A 17771-nucleotide genomic window follows, 5' to 3' on the forward strand; every position below is an offset into this window, starting at 1 on the left:
TCATGTTGCCGACTCCCGAACAGGTCAAGCAATACATCGCGGCTGGGCTCGCTTGCCAGCATCTCGAAGTTGAAGGCGACGGTCAGCATTTCTTTGCGACCATCGTTTCTCCGAGCTTCGAAGGTAAGCGTCTCATTCAGCGTCATCAACTCGTGTACGCGGCCCTCGGCGACCGCATGCGCGAAGAAATCCACGCGCTCAGCATGAAAACGCTGACGCCCGCCGAATGGCAGAACGCGTAATCTGGAAATTTAGTGCGAATTACTCAAGAAGGGCGCGACGCCGGCAGCGGCGCGTCGAACACAATGAAGGCAGGCCCGGCTGAAGTCCGGGTCAATCAGGAACAGACAGGCATGGACAAACTCGTCATTGAAGGTGGCTACCCGCTGTCGGGTGAGGTCGTTGTCTCGGGTGCGAAAAACGCGGCATTGCCGATCCTGTGCGCCGGTCTGCTGAGCGCGGAGCCGGTGCAACTGGAGAACGTGCCCGACCTGCAGGACGTGCGCACGATGCTCAAGCTGCTCGGCCAGATGGGCGTGCGCATCGAAAGCGGCGGCGGACGCGTGTCGCTCGACGCGTCGAAGGTCGACAACCTCGTCGCGCCGTACGAAATGGTGAAGACCATGCGCGCTTCGATTCTCGTGCTCGGCCCGCTGGTCGCGCGGTTCGGCCATGCGCGCGTGTCGCTGCCGGGCGGTTGCGCGATCGGTGCGCGTCCCGTGGATCAGCACATCAAGGGTCTGCAGGCGATGGGCGCCGAGATCACCATCGACCACGGCTTCATCGAAGCGCGCGCAAAGCGTTTGAAGGGCGCGCGCATCATCACGGACATGATCACCGTGACCGGTACCGAAAACCTGCTGATGGCGGCGGTGCTCGCGGAAGGCGAGACGGTCATCGAAAACGCGGCGCGCGAACCGGAAGTGGGCGACCTTGCGCACCTGCTGGTGCAGATGGGCGCGAAGATCGAAGGCATCGGCACGGACCGACTCGTGATTCAGGGCGTGGACAAGCTGCATGGTGCGAAGCACACGGTGATTCCGGACCGGATCGAAGCCGGCACGTTCCTGTGCGCGGTGGCCGCGGCGGGCGGCGATGTCACGCTGCGTAAAGTGCGTCCGCAGATTCTGGAAGCGGTGACCGACAAGCTGCGCGAAGCCGGCGTGGCGATTGAAGAAGGCGACGACTGGATGCGCGTGCGCATGGACAAGCGTCCGAACGCCGTGTCGTTCCGCACGTCCGAATATCCGGCGTTTCCGACCGACATGCAGGCGCAGTTCATGGCGCTGAACACGGTCGCGGACGGTAAGGCGCAGGTCGTCGAAACGATCTTCGAGAACCGCTTCATGCACGTGCAGGAACTCAACCGCCTTGGCGCGAACATCACGATCGACGGCAAGACCGCGCTCGTGACCGGCGTCGACAAGCTCTCCGGCGCGAAGGTGATGGCGACGGACCTGCGCGCGTCTGCGAGTCTCGTGATCGCCGCGTTGCGCGCGGAAGGCGAGACGCTGATCGACCGTATCTACCATCTGGACCGCGGTTACGACCGGATGGAAACCAAGCTCAACGCGATTGGCGCGAAGGTGCGCCGCATTGCCGGGAGCCAGGCATGAGTTCGATGCCGCAAACGTCGACTTCGCTGGCGGCTAGCGCGCCGCTCACGCTGGCTTTGTCGAAGGGGCGTATCTTCGAGGAAACGCTGCCGCTGCTCGCCGCGGCCGGCATCGAAGTGGCCGAAGATCCGGAAAGCTCGCGCAAGCTGATTTTGCCGACAACCGACGCGAACCTGCGCGTGATCATCGTGCGCGCGACCGATGTGCCGACCTACGTCGAATATGGCGCGGCCGACTTCGGCGTGGCGGGCAAGGACGTCTTGCTGGAACATGGCGGCAGCGGGCTGTATCAGCCGGTCGACCTCGACATCGCGCGTTGTCGCATGTCGGTTGCGGTCGCGGCGGGTTTCGATTATGCGAACGCGGTGCGCCAGGGCGCCCGCTTGCGCGTGGCGACCAAATACGTCGAAACCGCACGCGAGCACTTCGCCGCCAAGGGCGTGCACGTCGACCTGATCAAGTTGTACGGTTCGATGGAGTTGGCGCCGCTCGTCGGCCTCGCGGATGCGATCGTCGATCTGGTGAGCTCGGGCAATACCTTGCGCGCCAACAATCTCGTGGAGGTGGAGGAAATCATGCAGATTTCGTCGCGCCTCGTTGTGAACCAGGCGGCACTGAAGCTCAAGCGCGCCGCGTTGCGGCCGATTCTCGACGCGTTCGAACGCGCGACGAAAGCCGGCCTTGCCGCGGCCTGACAGTTGGATCGGGCCAGTCTGACCTCGCTGTAAAGCGCGCCTTACCGAAACGGATACCCGTATGTCTATCAAGATTCGCAAACTCGATTCCCGCGCTCCCGACTTCCAGAAGTCGCTGCACGCGGTGCTCGCGTTCGAGGCGAGCGAAGACGAAGCAATCGAGCGCTCGGTCGCGCAGATTCTCAGCGACGTGAAGGTGCGCGGCGACGCGGCGGTGCTCGAGTACACGAACCGCTTCGACCGTATCGACGCGAAAAGCGTCCAGTCGCTCGAACTGCCGATGTCCGAACTCGAAGCGGCGCTCGAAGGTCTCGAGCCGAAGCGCCGCGCGGCGCTCGAAGCGGCGGCGGCGCGCGTGCGCGGCTACCACGAGAAGCAGAAGATCGAGTGCGGCAGCCATAGCTGGCAATACACGGAAGCCGACGGCACTGTGCTTGGCCAGAAGGTTACGCCGCTCGACCGCGCGGGCATCTATGTGCCGGGCGGCAAGGCGGCGTATCCGTCGTCGGTGCTGATGAATGCGATTCCGGCGCGCGTGGCCGGCGTGCGTGAAATCGTCATGGTCGTGCCCACGCCGGACGGCGTGAAGAACCCGCTCGTGCTGGCGGCCGCGTTACTCGGCGGCGTGGATCGCGTGTTCACGATTGGCGGCGCGCAGGCCGTTGGCGCGCTCGCGTACGGCACGCAAACCGTGCCGGCCGTCGACAAAATCTGCGGCCCCGGCAATGCGTACGTCGCGTCGGCGAAGCGGCGCGTATTCGGCACGGTTGGCATCGACATGATCGCCGGGCCGTCGGAAATCCTCGTGCTGTGCGACGGCACCACCGACCCGCGCTGGGTCGCGATGGACCTGTTCTCGCAAGCCGAGCACGACGAACTCGCGCAATCCATTCTGCTGTGTCCTGATGACGCGTTCATCGGCCGCGTGAAGGATGCGATCAACGAACTTCTGCCCACCATGCCGCGCCGGGACGTGATCCGGGCGTCACTGGAAGGGCGCGGGGCGCTGGTCAAGGTGCGCGACATGGCGGAAGCCTGCGCGATCGCCAACGACATCGCCCCGGAACACCTCGAAATCTCCGCGCTGGAGCCGCATCAGTGGGGACAGTTGATCCGGCACGCGGGCGCGATCTTCCTCGGCCGCTACACGAGCGAGAGTCTCGGCGACTACTGCGCGGGGCCGAACCACGTCCTGCCTACGTCTCGCACCGCACGGTTCTCGTCGCCGTTGGGCGTCTATGATTTCTTCAAGCGTTCGAGCGTGATCGAAGTGAGCGCCGAAGGCGCGCAGACGCTTGGCGAGATCGCCGCCGAACTAGCTTACGGCGAGGGCTTGCAGGCGCATGCTCGCAGCGCCGAGTACCGGATGCGGCAAGGCGGCTGAGCGCGGCTGAGCGGCAGGGCGGCGACCGGCTAACCGGTTAAGCGATCGGAGCGGCCCAGGCAGCTTGAGCGCCTCGCGCCGCGAACCGCCCTCAAGAACCGGCATCAAGCCGATGCATTGATGCCGCACGGTTCGCCCTGCAGCGTGCAACTGCCGTTTTGACGAATCGGCATCCCATAACGACAACGCAGACCAACCTGACGCGGCGAGTCCGAAGCGTTCCATGCGCCACATGCATGCGACGCACGCGGCCGGCCAACTGACCTATGACGACACCACAAGACATCATCCGCCGCGACGTGCTCGCGATGACGAGCTATCCGGTTCCGGACGCCACGGGCTACATCAAGCTCGACGCAATGGAAAACCCGTTTCCGCTGCCGCCCGTACTCGCCGCGCATCTGGGTGAGCATCTGGCCGGCGTCGCGCTGAACCGTTATCCGGCGCCGCGTCCCGAAGCGCTGATCGAGAAAATCAAGCGCGTGATGAGCGTGCCGGCCGGCTGCGACGTGCTGCTCGGCAATGGCTCGGACGAAATCATCAGCATGGTGTCGATCGCATGCGCGAAACCGGGCGCCAAGGTGCTCGCACCGGTACCGGGCTTTGTCATGTATCAGATGTCGGCGAAGCTCGCGAATCTGGAGTTCGTCGGCGTGCCGCTTAGGGCCGATTTCACGCTCGACACGGAAGCGATGCTCGCGGCAATCGCCGAGCACCAACCAGCGGTCATCTATCTCGCATATCCGAACAACCCGACCGGCACGCTGTTCGACGACGCCGACATGGAGCGCATCATCGCCGCAGCGGCGAAGAGTCTCGTCGTGATCGACGAGGCCTATCAGCCGTTCGCGCAGCGAAGCTGGCTGCCGCGCGCCGATGCGTTCGACAACGTCGTCGTGATGCGCACGGTGTCGAAGCTCGGTCTCGCCGGCATCCGTCTCGGCTATCTGGTCGGACAACCCGCGTGGCTTACCGAACTGGACAAGGTGCGGCCGCCATACAACACCAATGTGCTGACGCAAGCGGCTGCGGATTTCCTGCTGGATCACGTCGACGTACTGGACTCCCAGGCCGCGCAATTGCGCTATGAGCGTGCAAAACTCGCGCAGGCCGTGGCTCAGTTGCCGGGCGCCGAAGTGTTTCCGAGCGCCGGCAACTTCCTGCTCGTGCGCGTGCCCGACGCTTCGGTCCTGTTCGAAACGCTGCTCGCGGCGCGGGTTTTGATCAAAAACGTGAGTAAAATGCATCCACTGCTGGCGAATTGCGTGCGCTTGACCGTCGGTTCTCCCGAGGAAAACGCCCAGTTGCTCGCCGCATTGAAACTGGTGCTGCACTGAGCCGGCTGCAATAAGCGGCGGCTCGCCGTTCCCTCCCACACTACTATCGCTTCACAGCTCGATTCGAGGAATTACCATGCGCCTTGCGGAAGTCGTTCGCAATACCAGCGAAACGCAGATCCGTGTCAAGATCGATCTGGACGGCACCGGTCAGCAGAAGCTGGCCACCGGCGTGCCGTTTCTGGACCACATGCTCGACCAGATCGCGCGGCATGGCTTGTTCGATCTCGACATTGAAGCGCATGGCGACCTGCATATCGACGACCACCATACGGTCGAAGACACCGGCATCACGCTCGGCCAGGCGGTCGCGAAAGCAATCGGCGATCGCAAGGGCATTCGCCGCTACGGCCATTCTTATGTGCCGCTCGACGAAGCGCTGTCGCGAGTCGTGATCGACTTTTCCGGCCGTCCGGGCCTCGAATTTCATGTGCCGTTCACGCGTGCGCGCATCGGCACGTTCGACGTCGACCTGTCGATCGAATTTTTCCGCGGCTTCGTGAACCACGCGGGCGTCACGCTGCATGTCGACAATCTGCGCGGCCTGAACGCTCACCATCAAATGGAAACGGTGTTCAAGGCCTTCGGTCGTGCGCTGCGCATGGCCGTCGAACTGGACGAACGCGCGGCGGGGCAGATTCCGTCGACCAAGGGCAGCCTTTAAGCGACGCATTTACCAGGACCGGGACGGCGCCACGCGCGCGCCCGGTGTTCAATGGACATTCTGAAGTCGTTTATTTCGCTGCTCGCGCTGATCAATCCGGTGGGCGCCATTCCGTTTTTCATGAGCCTGACGGCGAACCAGAGCGACGTCGAGCGGCGTAGAACCATCCGGATCGCGGCGATCTCCGTGTTCTGCGTGATTGCGATAACCACGATGCTCGGGCAGCAGATCATCAGCTTCTTCGGCATTTCGGTCGGTTCGCTCGAAGTGGGCGGCGGGATCATCATGCTGCTGATGGCGATCAACATGCTGAATGCGCAGATCGGCAACAGCCGTTCGACGCCTGAAGAGCGCGACGAAGCCGAGCAGAAGGACAACATTGCAGTCGTGCCGCTGGCGATTCCGCTGTTGACCGGCCCCGGCGCAATCAGCACGACGATCATCTACGCGGCCGGCTCGCCGCATTGGTACGACCGGATCAGCCTGATCGTGATCGGCGCGGTGCTGGCGGCGATCTGCTTTTTTTCGCTGCGTCTTGCCGAACCGATTGCCCGCTGGGTCGGTCGCACGGGTATCAACATTGGCACGCGGCTCATGGGTTTGATGTTATCGGCGCTGGCGGTGGAATTCATCGTCGATGGATTGAAGGCTTTGCTGCCTAACTTGAAATGAAAACTTCGATAGCGATTGTGGATTACGGAATGGGCAACCTGCGCTCGGTAGCGCAGGCATTGCGCAAAGCCGCGCCGGAAGCGGACGTGGCGATCGTCGACAAGCCAGAAGCGATCCGCGCGGCTGATCGCGTGGTGCTGCCCGGCCAGGGCGCGATGCCCGATTGCATGCGCAGTCTCGCGGAGTCCGGCCTGCAGGAAGCGGTCGTCGAAGCGTCACGCGTGAAGCCGCTGATGGGCGTGTGCGTCGGCGAACAGATGCTGTTCGACTGGAGCGCCGAGGGCGATACGCCCGGCCTCGGACTGTTGCCGGGCAAGGTGCTGCGTTTCGACCTGGAAGGTCAGATTCAGGACGACGGCTCGCGCTTCAAGGTGCCGCAAATGGGCTGGAACCGCGTGCGTCAGGCGCAGCGGCATCCGCTGTGGGACGGCGTGGCCGACAACGCGTTCTTCTACTTCGTGCATAGCTATTACGTAGTGCCGGACAATGCCGCGCATACATCCGGCGAAACGGTGTACGGTGTGCCCTTTACCTCGGCGGTTGCGCGGGATAACATCTTCGCGACCCAATTTCACCCGGAAAAGAGCGCCGAAGCGGGGCTGCGCGTATATCGCAACTTCGTGCACTGGAACCCGTGAGCGCCGTTTCTCATTCCGTTCGCGTTCGCTGTTGCGTCACCCGTGGGGCGTTCGTCGCGCGCGACAACGGCTGCACCCCGATTTCGGCAGGCCCTGCCGCTGTGCAAGGGCTTCGAAAGAGTTGTACTAAACTAGCGAGACGGCGTTTCGGCGGGCTGGCCAACCAGCCGCTGCCGCCGACCTTCAACCCCTTCCCAGACAACACCCGATTGCTATGCTGCTGATCCCCGCCATCGACCTGAAAGATGGTCAGTGTGTACGCCTCAAACAGGGCGATATGGACCAGGCGACGATATTTTCCGAGGAACCGGCGGCGATGGCCCGACATTGGGTCGAGCGTGGCGCGCGCCGTCTGCACCTCGTCGACCTGAATGGCGCGTTCGCCGGCAAGCCGAGGAATGAAGATGCGATCCGCGCGATTATCGAGGAAGTGGGTGGTGAGATTCCCGTGCAACTCGGCGGCGGCATCCGCGACCTGAACACCATCGAGCGTTATCTCGACGACGGTCTCGAATACGTGATCATCGGCACGGCGGCGGTCAAGAATCCGGGCTTTTTACAGGATGCGTGCACGGCGTTCGGCGGTCATATCATCGTCGGTCTGGATGCGAAAGACGGCAAGGTCGCCACCGACGGCTGGAGCAAGCTGACCGGCCACGAAGTTGCCGATCTCGCGCGCAAGTTCGAGGACTACGGCTGCGAGTCGATCATTTACACCGACATCGGCCGCGACGGCATGCTGCAAGGGATCAACATCGAAGCGACGGTGCGCCTCGCGCGCGCGGTGAAGATTCCGGTGATCGCAAGCGGCGGGCTGTCGAATCTGACCGACATCGAATCGTTGTGCGAAGTCGAGCCCGAAGGCATCGAAGGCGTGATCTGCGGGCGAGCCATCTACTCGGGTGACCTGGACTTTACGGCTGCGCAAACCCTGGCCGACCGGCTGCGCGAATCCGACGACGCCTGACGTCGTCGTTGTCGTTGTTGTCGTCGTTGGTCCTCGTTGCCGGTCCTGTTGGCTCCAAAGGCGCGGCGCGTCGTCGCCGTTCCGGCGCTTCGAGTACGCTCAGCCGTTTTCCGCGCGCCAGGGCTGGCGGGCGTCGGCATCATGCCGTTCGCATCAACCGTGATGTGAACGGCCTCATCAGCGGTATTGGCAGATTTGCACGATCATGGCTCTAGCTAAACGCATCATCCCCTGTCTCGACGTCACCGCTGGCCGCGTGGTCAAGGGCGTCAACTTCGTCGAACTCCGCGACGCGGGCGATCCGGTCGAAATCGCGCGCCGTTACGACGACCAGGGTGCGGACGAACTAACGTTTCTCGACATTACCGCCACCTCGGACCAGCGCGATCTGATCCTGCCGATCATCGAAGCGGTCGCCTCGCAGGTATTCATTCCGTTGACGGTCGGCGGCGGCGTGCGCGCCGTCGAAGACGTGCGGCGCCTGCTGAACGCCGGTGCGGACAAGATCAGCATGAACTCGTCGGCGGTCGCGAATCCGCAGCTCGTGAAAGACGCAACCGACAAATACGGCTCGCAATGCATCGTCGTCGCGATCGACGCCAAGCGCGTGTCCGGGGACGGCGAAACACCGCGCTGGGAAGTCTTCACCCACGGCGGACGCAAGGCTACTGGCCTTGAAGCCGTGGAGTGGGCGCGCAAAATGGCCGAACTCGGCGCTGGCGAAATCCTGCTGACCAGCATGGATCGCGACGGCACGAAAAGCGGCTTCGACCTCGCGCTCACGCGCGCGGTGTCCGACGCCGTGTCGGTTCCGGTAATCGCCTCTGGCGGCGTCGGCAACCTGCAGCATCTCGCTGACGGCATCAAAAGCGGCCACGCGGACGCCGTGCTTGCCGCGAGCATCTTCCACTATGGCGAGCACACGGTGGGCGAGGCCAAGCGCTTCATGGCCGACCAGGGCATTTCGGTGAGGTTGTGACGTGGTGAATCCAACGGCAGTCAATTGGCTCGACAAGGTCAAGTGGGACGCGAATGGCCTTGTGCCGGTCATCGCGCAGGAAGCGTCGACGAACGACGTGCTGATGTTCGCGTGGATGAACCGCGAGGCATTGGCGAAGACCGTCGAACTAGGCCGCGCGGTGTATTTCTCGCGCTCGCGCCAGCGCCTGTGGTTTAAGGGCGAAGAATCCGGCCACGTGCAGCATGTGCATGAAGTGCGGCTCGATTGCGATGAAGACGTCGTGCTGCTCAAAGTGGAGCAGGTGTCCGGCATTGCGTGCCACACCGGCCGCCACTCGTGCTTTTTCCAGAAATTCGAAGGCGCGGTAGAAGATGGTGACTGGGTCGCCGTCGATCCCGTGCTGAAAGACCCCGAACACATCTACAAATGACGCAATCCACGCAAGCGACACCTTCCACGCCGTCCACGACCGACACGCTGATGCGCCTCGCGGCGATCATCGACAGCCGAAAGGGCGGCGATCCCGACGTCTCGTACGTGTCGCGCCTATTCCACAAGGGCGACGATGCCGTGCTCAAGAAGATCGGCGAGGAAGCCACCGAAGTCGTGCTGGCCGCGAAGGATGCACGCCACGGCGGCGCGCCGAAGGCACTGGTCGGTGAGGTCGCGGACCTCTGGTTTCATTGCCTCGTGATGCTGTCGCACTACGATCTAAGTCCCGCGGACGTGCTCGCCGAACTGGAGCGCCGCGAAGGGATGTCGGGCATCGAGGAAAAGGCGCTGCGCAAGACCCGCGAACGCGAACAGAACGGAGACTGATCCTGCGATTCTTGGTTAGTGATTTTTCCTTAGTGTTTGCCCGCCCTGTCTTGAAGTGGCGAGCGCCGGCGCCCACATTGCACTGAACGCATCCAAAACGCATCCTCGGGAGGACGCAAGCATGGAACAGTCGCACGACAGTTATCCGCCGCCGGCCTATCGCCACGCCATGGAGCCGGAGCGGGAACGCAGCCTGCGCACGCTCACGCACGTCCTTTACGCGCTGTATGCGGTTCACTGGCTCACTGGCGGGCTGACGATCCTCGTCGCGATCATCATCAATTATGTGAAGCGTTCCGATGCAGAGGGCACGCCGTACGAAGCGCATTTCGACTGGCAGATCCGCACGTTCTGGATCGGCCTGCTGGGCTACGCGATAGGTGGGCTGCTGCTGTTCGTGGTGATCGGCATTCCGGTGCTTTGGGCCGTGAGCATCTGGATGTTGTACCGTATTATCAAGGGCTGGCTGTATCTGTACGATAACAAGCCGCTCGCGAATCCGCGTGCGTGGTTCTGACTTTCGTCCGATGTTACGGACGTGGGGAGCGAACTCCGCCGCGCCAGATCATGCTTTGCGCTTTAGCGATACCGCGTCAGGAATATGATGAGCCACGACCCGAACTGCCTGTTCTGCAAGATCGCCGCCGGCGAGATCCCGTCCACCAAAGTCCATGAAGACGAAGAGTTTCTCGCCTTCCGCGACATCCGTCCGGCGGCCGAAACGCATGTGCTCGTCATTCCGCGCAAGCACATCCCCACGCTCACCGATTGCACCGAAAGCGATGCACCGCTGCTTGGTAGAATGCTTGTTTTGGCGGCGCGTCTCGCGGACCAGTTGGGCGTGGCGTACACCGGTGGCGAAACCGGCTTCCGCACGGTCATCAATACCGGCCCGGGCGGCGGGCAAGAGGTGTATCACCTGCACGCGCACATTCTCGCGGGGCCGCGTCCGTGGCAGCGCATGGGCTGAGTTCCAACTGCATGCGGGGTTCGGCCAGCGGCCCATCAGGCCCGCGTTGTTTTTTGCCGCATTGTAATTACGGCGACGCGATTGCCTGGTCACAATACACATTGTGTCGTGGCGAATCGGCGGCGATTGCGGTAACGCTGCTGTAACGTATAGATGAAGCGCACGCGCTTCAATTCACGCCGCAAGGCAGACGAATTTTTGCCGCATCAAGTGCGGTGTCGGGGTTAAGGAGAGTAGTCATGGGTTCGTTGAGTATTTGGCATTGGTTGATCGTGTTGTTGATCGTGGCGCTCGTGTTCGGCACGAAGAAGCTGCGGAACATTGGTGGCGATCTGGGTGGCGCCGTGAAGGGCTTCAAGGAAGGCATGAAGGAAACTGAGACGGACGCAGGCGACGCGCAGCAGCAGCGCGAATTGCCGCGCAACGGCGCCGTGGATGTGGAAGCAAAGGAAAAGACGCCGCGTTCGGGCGATTACCGCTAAGCCGCGGGCCAACCGCGTTACTGACGGACATTCCTCTCCATGCTGGACCTCGGTCTAACCAAGATGGCGCTGATCGGCGTGGTCGCGCTGGTCGTGCTCGGCCCTGAGCGCCTGCCGCGCGTCGCCCGTACGGCCGGCGCGCTGTTCGGTCGCGCGCAGCGCTATATCAACGACGTCAAATCGGAAGTCACGCGGGAAATCGAACTCGACGAACTGCGTCGGATGAAAACCGAGTTCGAAACGGCGGCGAGCAATGTCGAGAGCAGCGTTCAGGAAAACCTGCGCAAGCATGAAACCGAACTAAACGACGCGTGGAATAGCGGCACGTCGGTGTCGCCGAGCATCGCCGGCGGCGCGCTCGAAGATGCCGGCAATACTTCGTGGCAGAGCAGCACGCCGGCCGCGGCGCCGAGGCGCAAGAACTGGCGCGTCAAGCAAACGGCAATGCCCACCTGGTACAAGCGCGCAACCACGCGCCGCTCGCGCGTGCAGTCCGGTGCGGCACGCGTCGCGCGGCATACGCCTGCCAGCATGCGTCGTCCGACGCGGTTTTTCTGATGATCAGAACGACAATCTCTAACCGAGGGCCGGCGTGAGCGACCCCCAGAAAAGCCAGAACGAAGGCACTGAAGAGACCTTCATTTCCCACCTCGTTGAATTGCGCGACCGCATCATCCGCGCCGGCCTTGCCGTCATCGTGGTGTTTGTCGGGCTGGTGTATTGGGCTCCGGATATCTTCCGGCTGCTGGCGCGCCCGCTGATGCAGAACCTGCCGAAAGACGGCAAGATGATCGTCACCGACGTCACCGGTTCGTTTTTCGTGCCGATGAAAGTCACCATGCTGGTCGCTTTCGTGATCGCGCTGCCGATCGTGCTGTATCAGATATGGGCGTTCGTCGCGCCGGGTCTTTATCAGCATGAGAAGAAGCTGGTGGGGCCACTGGTGGGCAGCAGCTACACGCTGTTTCTCTGCGGCATGGCGTTTGCCTACTTCGTGGTGTTCCCAACCATCTTCCGCGTAATGGCGCATTACAACGCGCCGTTGGGCGCGGAGATGACCACCGATATCGATAATTACCTGAGCTTCGTGCTCACCATGTTCATTGCGTTCGGCGTGACGTTCGAAGTACCGATCGTCGTCGTGCTGCTGGTTCGCATGAATGTGGTGACGCTCAAGAAGCTCAAGGAAATCCGGCCGTATGTGATTGTCGGCGCGTTCGTGATTTCGGCTGTCGTGACACCGCCAGATGTGTTCTCGCAGCTTATTCTGGCCATTCCGCTGATCGTGCTGTACGAGGCGGGGATCATCGCGGCGCGGTTGATCGTTGGCAAGCAGCCGGCTATCGTCGAAGACGCGAGCCCGCCGGGTTGATCTGTTTGGCGCTTGACGCGTTGCTCGCGTAGAGGCAAAAGCAAAAAGGGCAATCCATGATGGATTGCCCTTTTTGCTTTTCGGCTTTGCCTTTACGTCAGCGCCGCGTTTCCCGCTTCGCCTTTAGCCTTTAACCGCCGTCGTCGTCCTGCTGATCGCTGTCGTCGACGGGCTGTTTCGGCGGCGGCGGACGTTTGCCGATGATCACGTCGAGATCCAGTTCCCGGCTCTTGCGCACCAGATGCACCTTCGCGGCCGTGCCCGGCTTGATCTGCGCGATAACGTTCAGCAAGCGGGTGGTGTCGGTGATTTCCTGACCGTTCACGCTCATCAGAATGTCGCCGGGCTTGATGCCCGCACGGTCGGCGGGACCGTTCTTCAGCACGCCGGCCACGATGGCCCCGGACTTCTGATCGAGCCCGAACGATTCCGCGATTTCCGGCGTCACATCTTGGGGCTCGACGCCGATCCAGCCCCGCGTGACCGTGCCCGTGGTGATGATGCTCTCCAGCACGCTGCGCGCCGTCGATACCGGAATCGCGAAGCCAATGCCGAGCGAGCCACCCGAGCGCGAGTAGATGGCTGTGTTGATGCCAAGCAGATTGCCGTTCACGTCGACGAGAGCACCGCCCGAGTTGCCGGGATTGATCGCCGCGTCGGTCTGGATGAAGTTTTCGAACGTATTGATGCCGAGATGATTGCGCCCGAGCGCGCTGACAATGCCCATGGTCACCGTCTGACCGACGCCGAACGGATTGCCGATCGCCAGCACGACGTCGCCCACGCGCGTCTGGTCCATGCGGCCGAGCGTGATGGTGGGCAGGTTGGTCATGTTGACCTTGAGCACGGCCAGATCCGTTTCCGGATCAATGCCGATCACCTTGGCATTCGTGGTGCGGCCGTCGGCGAGTGCGATTTCGATCTGATCGGCGCCGTCGACCACGTGCTGGTTCGTTAGAATGTAACCTTCCGAACTCACTATCACCCCGGAGCCCAGGTTGGCTGCCGGCTGCTCACGCTGCTTGCGGTTGTTCTTGTCGCCGAAGAAATAGCGGAACAACGGGTCTTTCGCGCGCGGGTCCGGCGGCAGTGAGCCATCTTTGCTGGAAAACACATTGACGACCGCGGGCATGGCCTTTTGCGCGGCGTCTGCATAAGACGCCGTTGCTGGCCCGCTGCCGATGCCTGGCGCCACTTCCCGCAGGGCGACGATTGGTTCGGCAAGTTGCTTGCCGAATTGCCCTTGACGCTGGAGCCACTGCGGTTTGAGGGTCGCGATGATGAACATCAGCGCCAACAGCACAGTCACCGCTTGGGCAAAGAACAGCCAAAAGCGTCTAAGCATCTGAAGACTAGAGGTTTATATGGATCGGATCGAACTTGAATTGTACTTGAACAATCTCCTTGAAACCGCGCGCTTCAAGGACTATTGCCCCAACGGACTGCAAGTCGAAGGGCGTCGCAAGATCAACAAACTCGCGACGGGCGTGACCGCTTCCGTGGCCTTTCTCGAGGCCGCGCTCGATTGGGGCGCGGACGCCGTACTGGTCCATCACGGCTACTTCTGGCGCAACGAGGCGCCGCAGATCACCGGCCGCAAATATGCGCGCCTGAAACTGCTGCTAGGCAACGACCTGAACCTGTTCGCCTACCACCTGCCGCTCGACGACCATCCCGAGTTCGGCAACAACGCGCAGATCGGCGTGAAGATGGGCTGGATCAGCGACGCGCGCTTCGGCGAGAACGATCTCGGCTGGCTCGCGACCTTCCCGATGCCGATCACGCTCGCGCACTTCACCGCGGAGATCGAGCAGACGCTCGGCCGCACGCCGCTCGTATTCGGCGACCCCGATCGCAATCTGAGACGCGTAGCCTGGTGTACGGGCGCCGCGCAAGGCATGTTCGACGCCGCGATTAGCGCCGGCGCCGACGTCTATCTGACGGGCGAGGTGTCGGAGTCGGTCATGCACACGTCGGCGGAAAGCGGCGTCGCGTTTCTCGCGGCCGGGCATCATGCAACGGAGCGCTTCGGCGTGCAGGCGGTGGGCAAGCACCTGTCCGAGCAATTCGATATCGAGCACCTCTTTATCGACATCCCTAATCCCGTTTGAATTGCTGGATTATCAAACACGCATTAGCGAAGAAAAAGGCACGAATAACGGAGGGGGCACTTAAAAGGAGGTGCGAAAAGGTTTGCGATCCGTACGGAGAAACCCTGAGTTATCAAGGGCTTCGCACGGTTTTTGGCAATCGGCCCTTGTAAATGGCGACTCCATTCGCGCAAACTAGCGGCGGTAGAAGCGACGTGAAGGAAAAATCCAACTCAGAAGTGGGGCTTGTGATGCGAGACAAGGAAGATGAACGCGTCGACGGCAGCCGCCGTACCTGGCTGATAGCGACGACCGTAGCAGGTGGCATTGGAGGCGTTGCCACTGTCGTACCCTTTGTTAGTTCGTTTGCACCATCTGAAAAGGCCAAGGCAGCAGGTGCCCCAGTCGAAGTCGACATCAGCAACCTCAAGCCCGGCGACATGATGACCGTTGCATGGCGCGGTAAGCCGGTCTGGATCATCAACCGCACGGAGAAAATGCTCGCCGATGTCCAGAAAGCCGATAACGAAGTAGCCGATCCCCGCAGCAAGAACGTTTTTTCGATGCCGTTGCCGGAGTATTGCAACAACGAATTCCGGGCACGCACCGACCGCAAGAACATATTTGTCGCCGTTGCCGTGTGCACCCACCTGGGCTGCACGCCTACGCCGCGCTTCATGGAGGGCGCGCAGCCCAATCTTCCGGACGACTGGCCAGGCGGCTTTCTGTGCCCGTGCCACGGTTCGACCTATGACATGGCCGGCCGCGTCTTCAAGAACAAACCTGCGCCGCAGAACCTCGACATCCCGCCTTACATGTTCACGGGAGCCAATGGGCTCGTGATCGGCAAGGACGAGAAAGGAGAAGCGTAAATGGCGATCGAACACGAAGTAGAGACGACCGGGCTGGTCGGATGGCTCGACCGGCGCTTTCCGATGACGTCCACCTGGAAAAAGCACGTCTCCGAGTATTACGCGCCGAAGAACTTCAATTTCTGGTACTTCTTCGGTTCCCTCGCGCTGCTGGTGCTGGTCAATCAGATCGTCACCGGCATTTTCCTCACCATGAACTACAAGCCCGACGCGACGCTCGCGTTTGCGTCGGTCGAGTACATCATGCGCGAGGTGCCGTGGGGCTGGCTGATCCGCTACATGCACTCCACGGGCGCGTCGATGTTCTTCGTCGTCGTGTATCTGCATATGTTCCGCGGGCTCATGTACGGTTCGTACCGCAAGCCGCGCGAACTGGTGTGGATTTTCGGCTGCGCGATCTTTCTATCCCTGATGGCCGAGGCGTTCTTCGGTTATCTGCTGCCGTGGGGCCAGATGTCGTTCTGGGGCGCGCAGGTGATCGTGAACCTGTTCTCGGCGATTCCGTTCATCGGGCCGGACCTGTCGTTGTGGATTCGTGGCGACTACGTCGTGTCGGACGTCACGTTGAACCGCTTCTTCGCGTTTCACGTGATCGCGATTCCGCTCGTGCTGCTCGGGCTGGTGGTCGCGCACCTCGTGGCGCTGCATGAAGTCGGCTCGAACAACCCGGACGGCATCGAGATCAAGGCGAAGAAAGATCGTGACGGCATTCCGCTCGACGGCATTCCGTTTCACCCGTACTACTCGGTGCACGATTTCTTTGGCGTGTCGGTGTTCCTGATGATTTTCGCGGCGATCATCTTCTTCGCGCCGGAAATGGGCGGGTATTTCCTCGAGGCCAACAACTTCGTCCCGGCGAATCCGCTGCAAACGCCGCAAGAAATCGCCCCCGTGTGGTACTTCACGGCCTTTTACGCGATGCTGCGCGCCACGACCGATCCGTTCAAGATCGTGCTGATGATCGTGATCGCGCTGCTCGGCCTGCTCGCGCTGGTGCGCGCGCGCGGCAAGTGGAAGATCGGCTTGCCGGTGCTCGCGGTGCTCGTGATTCTCGCAATGGCGTTCACCGAATCCAAGTTCTGGGGCGTGGTGGTGATGGGCGGCGCGGTGATTTCGCTCTTTTTCCTGCCGTGGCTCGACCGCTCGCCGGTGAAGTCGATTCGTTACCGGCCGTTCTTTCACAAGGTGTTCTACGGGATCTTCGTGCTCGCTTTCCTGACGTTGGGCTTCCTCGGCACTAAACCGCCGTCGCCGGCCGCCACGTTGATTGCGCAGGTGTGCGCGCTGATCTACTTCGCGTTTTTCCTCGGCATGCCGTTCTGGACGAGGCTTGGCACGTTCAAGCAGCCGCCGGAGCGGGTGCGATTCAAGTCCCACTAACGGCGAGCGAGAAAACGAAGATGAAAAAACTGCTTTCGACGTGCGCGCTGATCGGCGCGACACTGCTCGCGGTGCTGACCGGCCCGGCTTACGCGGACGAGAATGTTCATCTCGACCGCGCGCCGGATAACGCGGACAATTTCGCTTCTTTGCAGCACGGCGCGCAATTGTTTGTAAACTATTGCCTGAATTGCCACAGTGCGAACCTGGTGCGCTACAACCGGCTGACCGATCTCGGCATTACGCCGAATGAAATTCAGTCGAACCTGCTTTTCACCACTGACAAGGTCGGCAACACGATGACCGTGGCGATGCGCCCCGATGACGCGAAAGCGTGGTTCGGCGCAAGTCCGCCGGATTTGTCAGTCGAAGCGCGGGCGCGGGGCAAGGACTGGTTGTACACGTATCTGCGCAGCTTTTATCGCGACAGTACGCGGCCGACGGGCTGGAACAATCTGGTGTATGAAAACGTGAGCATGCCTCACGTGCTGTGGCAGCTTCAGGGGCAACGTACCGCGAAGTTCGGTGACGAAGTCGACGAAAGAACGGGCGAAACGGTGCACAAATTTGTGGGTTTCCAGCAGGTCACGCCGGGGACGATGTCGCCGGTAGATTATGATTCTGCTGTGGCCGACCTTGTGTCGTATCTGTCCTGGATGTCCGAGCCGACTCAGAAAACCCGCAAACAGCTTGGCGTGTGGGTGCTGATGTTCCTCGGTATTCTGAGCTTTTTCGCCTGGCGACTGAACGCCGCGTACTGGAAACATATCAAATAATCACGCCGCTACACGGCGTGGGGCCGGCGCCAGGAGAAACCTGTTGAACGGTTTTTCCGCGCGCTGGCCTTTCAGC

22 protein-coding genes are annotated in these 17771 nt (G+C 61.8%); 21 read left to right on the top strand and 1 reads right to left on the bottom strand.

Translation table 11 applies throughout. The features are described from left to right. Positions 1-2: 2 nt before the first annotated feature. The 17 genes from C0Z16_RS14930 (at position 3) to tatC (ending at position 12577) form a co-directional block, all read left to right on the top strand. Positions 3-242 (top strand): BolA family protein, encoded by a 240-nt coding sequence (locus C0Z16_RS14930; RefSeq protein WP_006052280.1) that lies wholly within the window; start codon positions 3-5, stop codon positions 240-242. Positions 243-305: 63 nt separating this feature from the next. Further along, a complete protein-coding gene (gene murA / locus C0Z16_RS14935; protein WP_407070674.1) occupies positions 306-1616 on the top strand; it encodes a UDP-N-acetylglucosamine 1-carboxyvinyltransferase in 1311 nt (436 codons plus the stop codon). Then, positions 1613-2311 (top strand): ATP phosphoribosyltransferase, encoded by a 699-nt coding sequence (gene hisG / locus C0Z16_RS14940; protein ID WP_102632902.1) that lies wholly within the window; start codon positions 1613-1615, stop codon positions 2309-2311. Before murA ends, hisG begins: the two co-directional genes overlap by 4 nt. A gap of 61 nt (positions 2312-2372) precedes the next feature. After that, positions 2373-3695 carry a histidinol dehydrogenase gene (hisD, locus tag C0Z16_RS14945; protein ID WP_102632903.1) on the top strand — a complete coding sequence of 441 codons (1323 nt, stop codon included), beginning with the start codon at positions 2373-2375 and terminating at the stop codon, positions 3693-3695. Positions 3696-3961: 266 nt separating this feature from the next. Next, positions 3962-5032 (top strand): histidinol-phosphate transaminase, encoded by a 1071-nt coding sequence (gene hisC / locus C0Z16_RS14950; protein WP_102632904.1) that lies wholly within the window; start codon positions 3962-3964, stop codon positions 5030-5032. A gap of 76 nt (positions 5033-5108) precedes the next feature. Next, positions 5109-5696: an imidazoleglycerol-phosphate dehydratase HisB gene (hisB, locus tag C0Z16_RS14955; RefSeq protein WP_102632905.1), complete on the top strand. Its 588-nt coding sequence runs from the start codon at positions 5109-5111 to the stop codon at positions 5694-5696. A gap of 51 nt (positions 5697-5747) precedes the next feature. Next, on the top strand, positions 5748-6368 hold the full coding sequence (locus tag C0Z16_RS14960) for a MarC family protein (RefSeq protein WP_102632906.1): 621 nt from the start codon (positions 5748-5750) through the stop codon (positions 6366-6368). Next, the gene (gene hisH, locus C0Z16_RS14965; RefSeq protein WP_102632907.1) at positions 6365-7006 is read left to right on the top strand and encodes an imidazole glycerol phosphate synthase subunit HisH; all 642 of its coding nucleotides are present in this window, start codon (positions 6365-6367) and stop codon (positions 7004-7006) included. The genes C0Z16_RS14960 and hisH overlap by 4 nt, the downstream gene beginning before the upstream one ends. 214 nt (positions 7007-7220) lie before the next feature. Next, on the top strand, positions 7221-7973 hold the full coding sequence (hisA, locus tag C0Z16_RS14970) for a 1-(5-phosphoribosyl)-5-[(5-phosphoribosylamino)methylideneamino]imidazole-4-carboxamide isomerase (protein WP_102632908.1): 753 nt from the start codon (positions 7221-7223) through the stop codon (positions 7971-7973). A 205-nt stretch (positions 7974-8178) separates the two neighbouring features. Next, on the top strand, positions 8179-8952 hold the full coding sequence (gene hisF / locus C0Z16_RS14975) for an imidazole glycerol phosphate synthase subunit HisF (RefSeq protein WP_102632909.1): 774 nt from the start codon (positions 8179-8181) through the stop codon (positions 8950-8952). 1 nt (position 8953) lies between these two features. Next, positions 8954-9364: a phosphoribosyl-AMP cyclohydrolase gene (gene hisI / locus C0Z16_RS14980; protein WP_175130677.1), complete on the top strand. Its 411-nt coding sequence runs from the start codon at positions 8954-8956 to the stop codon at positions 9362-9364. Beyond that, the gene (locus tag C0Z16_RS14985) at positions 9361-9753 is read left to right on the top strand and encodes a phosphoribosyl-ATP diphosphatase (RefSeq protein ID WP_102632910.1); all 393 of its coding nucleotides are present in this window, start codon (positions 9361-9363) and stop codon (positions 9751-9753) included. Before hisI ends, C0Z16_RS14985 begins: the two co-directional genes overlap by 4 nt. A 121-nt stretch (positions 9754-9874) precedes the next feature. Next, complete coding sequence (locus C0Z16_RS14990) at positions 9875-10270, top strand: DUF4870 family protein (RefSeq protein WP_102632911.1); 396 nt, start codon at positions 9875-9877, stop codon at positions 10268-10270. A gap of 87 nt (positions 10271-10357) precedes the next feature. Continuing rightward, positions 10358-10723 carry a histidine triad nucleotide-binding protein gene (locus tag C0Z16_RS14995; RefSeq protein ID WP_102632912.1) on the top strand — a complete coding sequence of 122 codons (366 nt, stop codon included), beginning with the start codon at positions 10358-10360 and terminating at the stop codon, positions 10721-10723. Positions 10724-10962: 239 nt separating this feature from the next. Further along, positions 10963-11205, top strand: a complete 243-nt coding sequence (gene tatA / locus C0Z16_RS15000) for a Sec-independent protein translocase subunit TatA (RefSeq protein ID WP_102632913.1) — start codon at positions 10963-10965, stop codon at positions 11203-11205. Between the two features lie 39 nt (positions 11206-11244). After that, positions 11245-11763: a Sec-independent protein translocase protein TatB gene (gene tatB / locus C0Z16_RS15005; RefSeq protein ID WP_102632914.1), complete on the top strand. Its 519-nt coding sequence runs from the start codon at positions 11245-11247 to the stop codon at positions 11761-11763. 34 nt (positions 11764-11797) lie between these two features. Next, positions 11798-12577 carry a twin-arginine translocase subunit TatC gene (gene tatC, locus C0Z16_RS15010; RefSeq protein ID WP_102632915.1) on the top strand — a complete coding sequence of 260 codons (780 nt, stop codon included), beginning with the start codon at positions 11798-11800 and terminating at the stop codon, positions 12575-12577. A 130-nt stretch (positions 12578-12707) separates the two neighbouring features. Here tatC and C0Z16_RS15015 read toward each other — a convergent pair whose 3' ends face one another. Further along, positions 12708-13922: a Do family serine endopeptidase gene (locus C0Z16_RS15015; protein ID WP_102632916.1), complete on the bottom strand. Its 1215-nt coding sequence runs from the start codon at positions 13920-13922 to the stop codon at positions 12708-12710. Between the two features lie 19 nt (positions 13923-13941). Between C0Z16_RS15015 and C0Z16_RS15020 the strand changes: the two genes are divergently transcribed. The 4 genes from C0Z16_RS15020 to C0Z16_RS15035 all read left to right on the top strand — a co-directional run bounded on the left by C0Z16_RS15020 (position 13942) and on the right by C0Z16_RS15035 (position 17695). Further along, positions 13942-14688 (top strand): Nif3-like dinuclear metal center hexameric protein, encoded by a 747-nt coding sequence (locus C0Z16_RS15020; RefSeq protein ID WP_102632917.1) that lies wholly within the window; start codon positions 13942-13944, stop codon positions 14686-14688. 230 nt (positions 14689-14918) lie between these two features. After that, positions 14919-15539: a ubiquinol-cytochrome c reductase iron-sulfur subunit gene (petA, locus tag C0Z16_RS15025; RefSeq protein ID WP_102632918.1), complete on the top strand. Its 621-nt coding sequence runs from the start codon at positions 14919-14921 to the stop codon at positions 15537-15539. After that, positions 15540-16919, top strand: coding sequence for a cytochrome b (locus C0Z16_RS15030; protein ID WP_102632919.1), 1380 nt, complete (start codon positions 15540-15542; stop codon positions 16917-16919). It abuts the gene before it with no gap. Between the two features lie 20 nt (positions 16920-16939). Then, positions 16940-17695, top strand: a complete 756-nt coding sequence (locus C0Z16_RS15035; protein ID WP_102632920.1) for a cytochrome c1 — start codon at positions 16940-16942, stop codon at positions 17693-17695. The last annotated feature ends 76 nt before the right edge of the window (positions 17696-17771 follow it).

This window comes from Paraburkholderia rhynchosiae (assembly GCF_002879865.1).
GTDB lineage: Bacteria > Pseudomonadota > Gammaproteobacteria > Burkholderiales > Burkholderiaceae > Paraburkholderia > Paraburkholderia rhynchosiae.

Coding starts and splice junctions, on each gene's coding strand:
- C0Z16_RS14930 (WP_006052280.1), top strand. CDS start 3: ATGTTGCCGACTCCCGAACAGGTCAAGCAATACATCGCGGCTGGGCTC.
- murA (WP_407070674.1), top strand. CDS start 306: ATGAAGGCAGGCCCGGCTGAAGTCCGGGTCAATCAGGAACAGACAGGC.
- hisG (WP_102632902.1), top strand. CDS start 1,613: ATGAGTTCGATGCCGCAAACGTCGACTTCGCTGGCGGCTAGCGCGCCG.
- hisD (WP_102632903.1), top strand. CDS start 2,373: ATGTCTATCAAGATTCGCAAACTCGATTCCCGCGCTCCCGACTTCCAG.
- hisC (WP_102632904.1), top strand. CDS start 3,962: ATGACGACACCACAAGACATCATCCGCCGCGACGTGCTCGCGATGACG.
- hisB (WP_102632905.1), top strand. CDS start 5,109: ATGCGCCTTGCGGAAGTCGTTCGCAATACCAGCGAAACGCAGATCCGT.
- C0Z16_RS14960 (WP_102632906.1), top strand. CDS start 5,748: ATGGACATTCTGAAGTCGTTTATTTCGCTGCTCGCGCTGATCAATCCG.
- hisH (WP_102632907.1), top strand. CDS start 6,365: ATGAAAACTTCGATAGCGATTGTGGATTACGGAATGGGCAACCTGCGC.
- hisA (WP_102632908.1), top strand. CDS start 7,221: ATGCTGCTGATCCCCGCCATCGACCTGAAAGATGGTCAGTGTGTACGC.
- hisF (WP_102632909.1), top strand. CDS start 8,179: ATGGCTCTAGCTAAACGCATCATCCCCTGTCTCGACGTCACCGCTGGC.
- C0Z16_RS14985 (WP_102632910.1), top strand. CDS start 9,361: ATGACGCAATCCACGCAAGCGACACCTTCCACGCCGTCCACGACCGAC.
- C0Z16_RS14990 (WP_102632911.1), top strand. CDS start 9,875: ATGGAACAGTCGCACGACAGTTATCCGCCGCCGGCCTATCGCCACGCC.
- C0Z16_RS14995 (WP_102632912.1), top strand. CDS start 10,358: ATGAGCCACGACCCGAACTGCCTGTTCTGCAAGATCGCCGCCGGCGAG.
- tatA (WP_102632913.1), top strand. CDS start 10,963: ATGGGTTCGTTGAGTATTTGGCATTGGTTGATCGTGTTGTTGATCGTG.
- tatB (WP_102632914.1), top strand. CDS start 11,245: ATGCTGGACCTCGGTCTAACCAAGATGGCGCTGATCGGCGTGGTCGCG.
- C0Z16_RS15015 (WP_102632916.1), bottom strand. CDS start 13,922: ATGCTTAGACGCTTTTGGCTGTTCTTTGCCCAAGCGGTGACTGTGCTG.
- C0Z16_RS15020 (WP_102632917.1), top strand. CDS start 13,942: ATGGATCGGATCGAACTTGAATTGTACTTGAACAATCTCCTTGAAACC.
- petA (WP_102632918.1), top strand. CDS start 14,919: ATGCGAGACAAGGAAGATGAACGCGTCGACGGCAGCCGCCGTACCTGG.
- C0Z16_RS15030 (WP_102632919.1), top strand. CDS start 15,540: ATGGCGATCGAACACGAAGTAGAGACGACCGGGCTGGTCGGATGGCTC.
- C0Z16_RS15035 (WP_102632920.1), top strand. CDS start 16,940: ATGAAAAAACTGCTTTCGACGTGCGCGCTGATCGGCGCGACACTGCTC.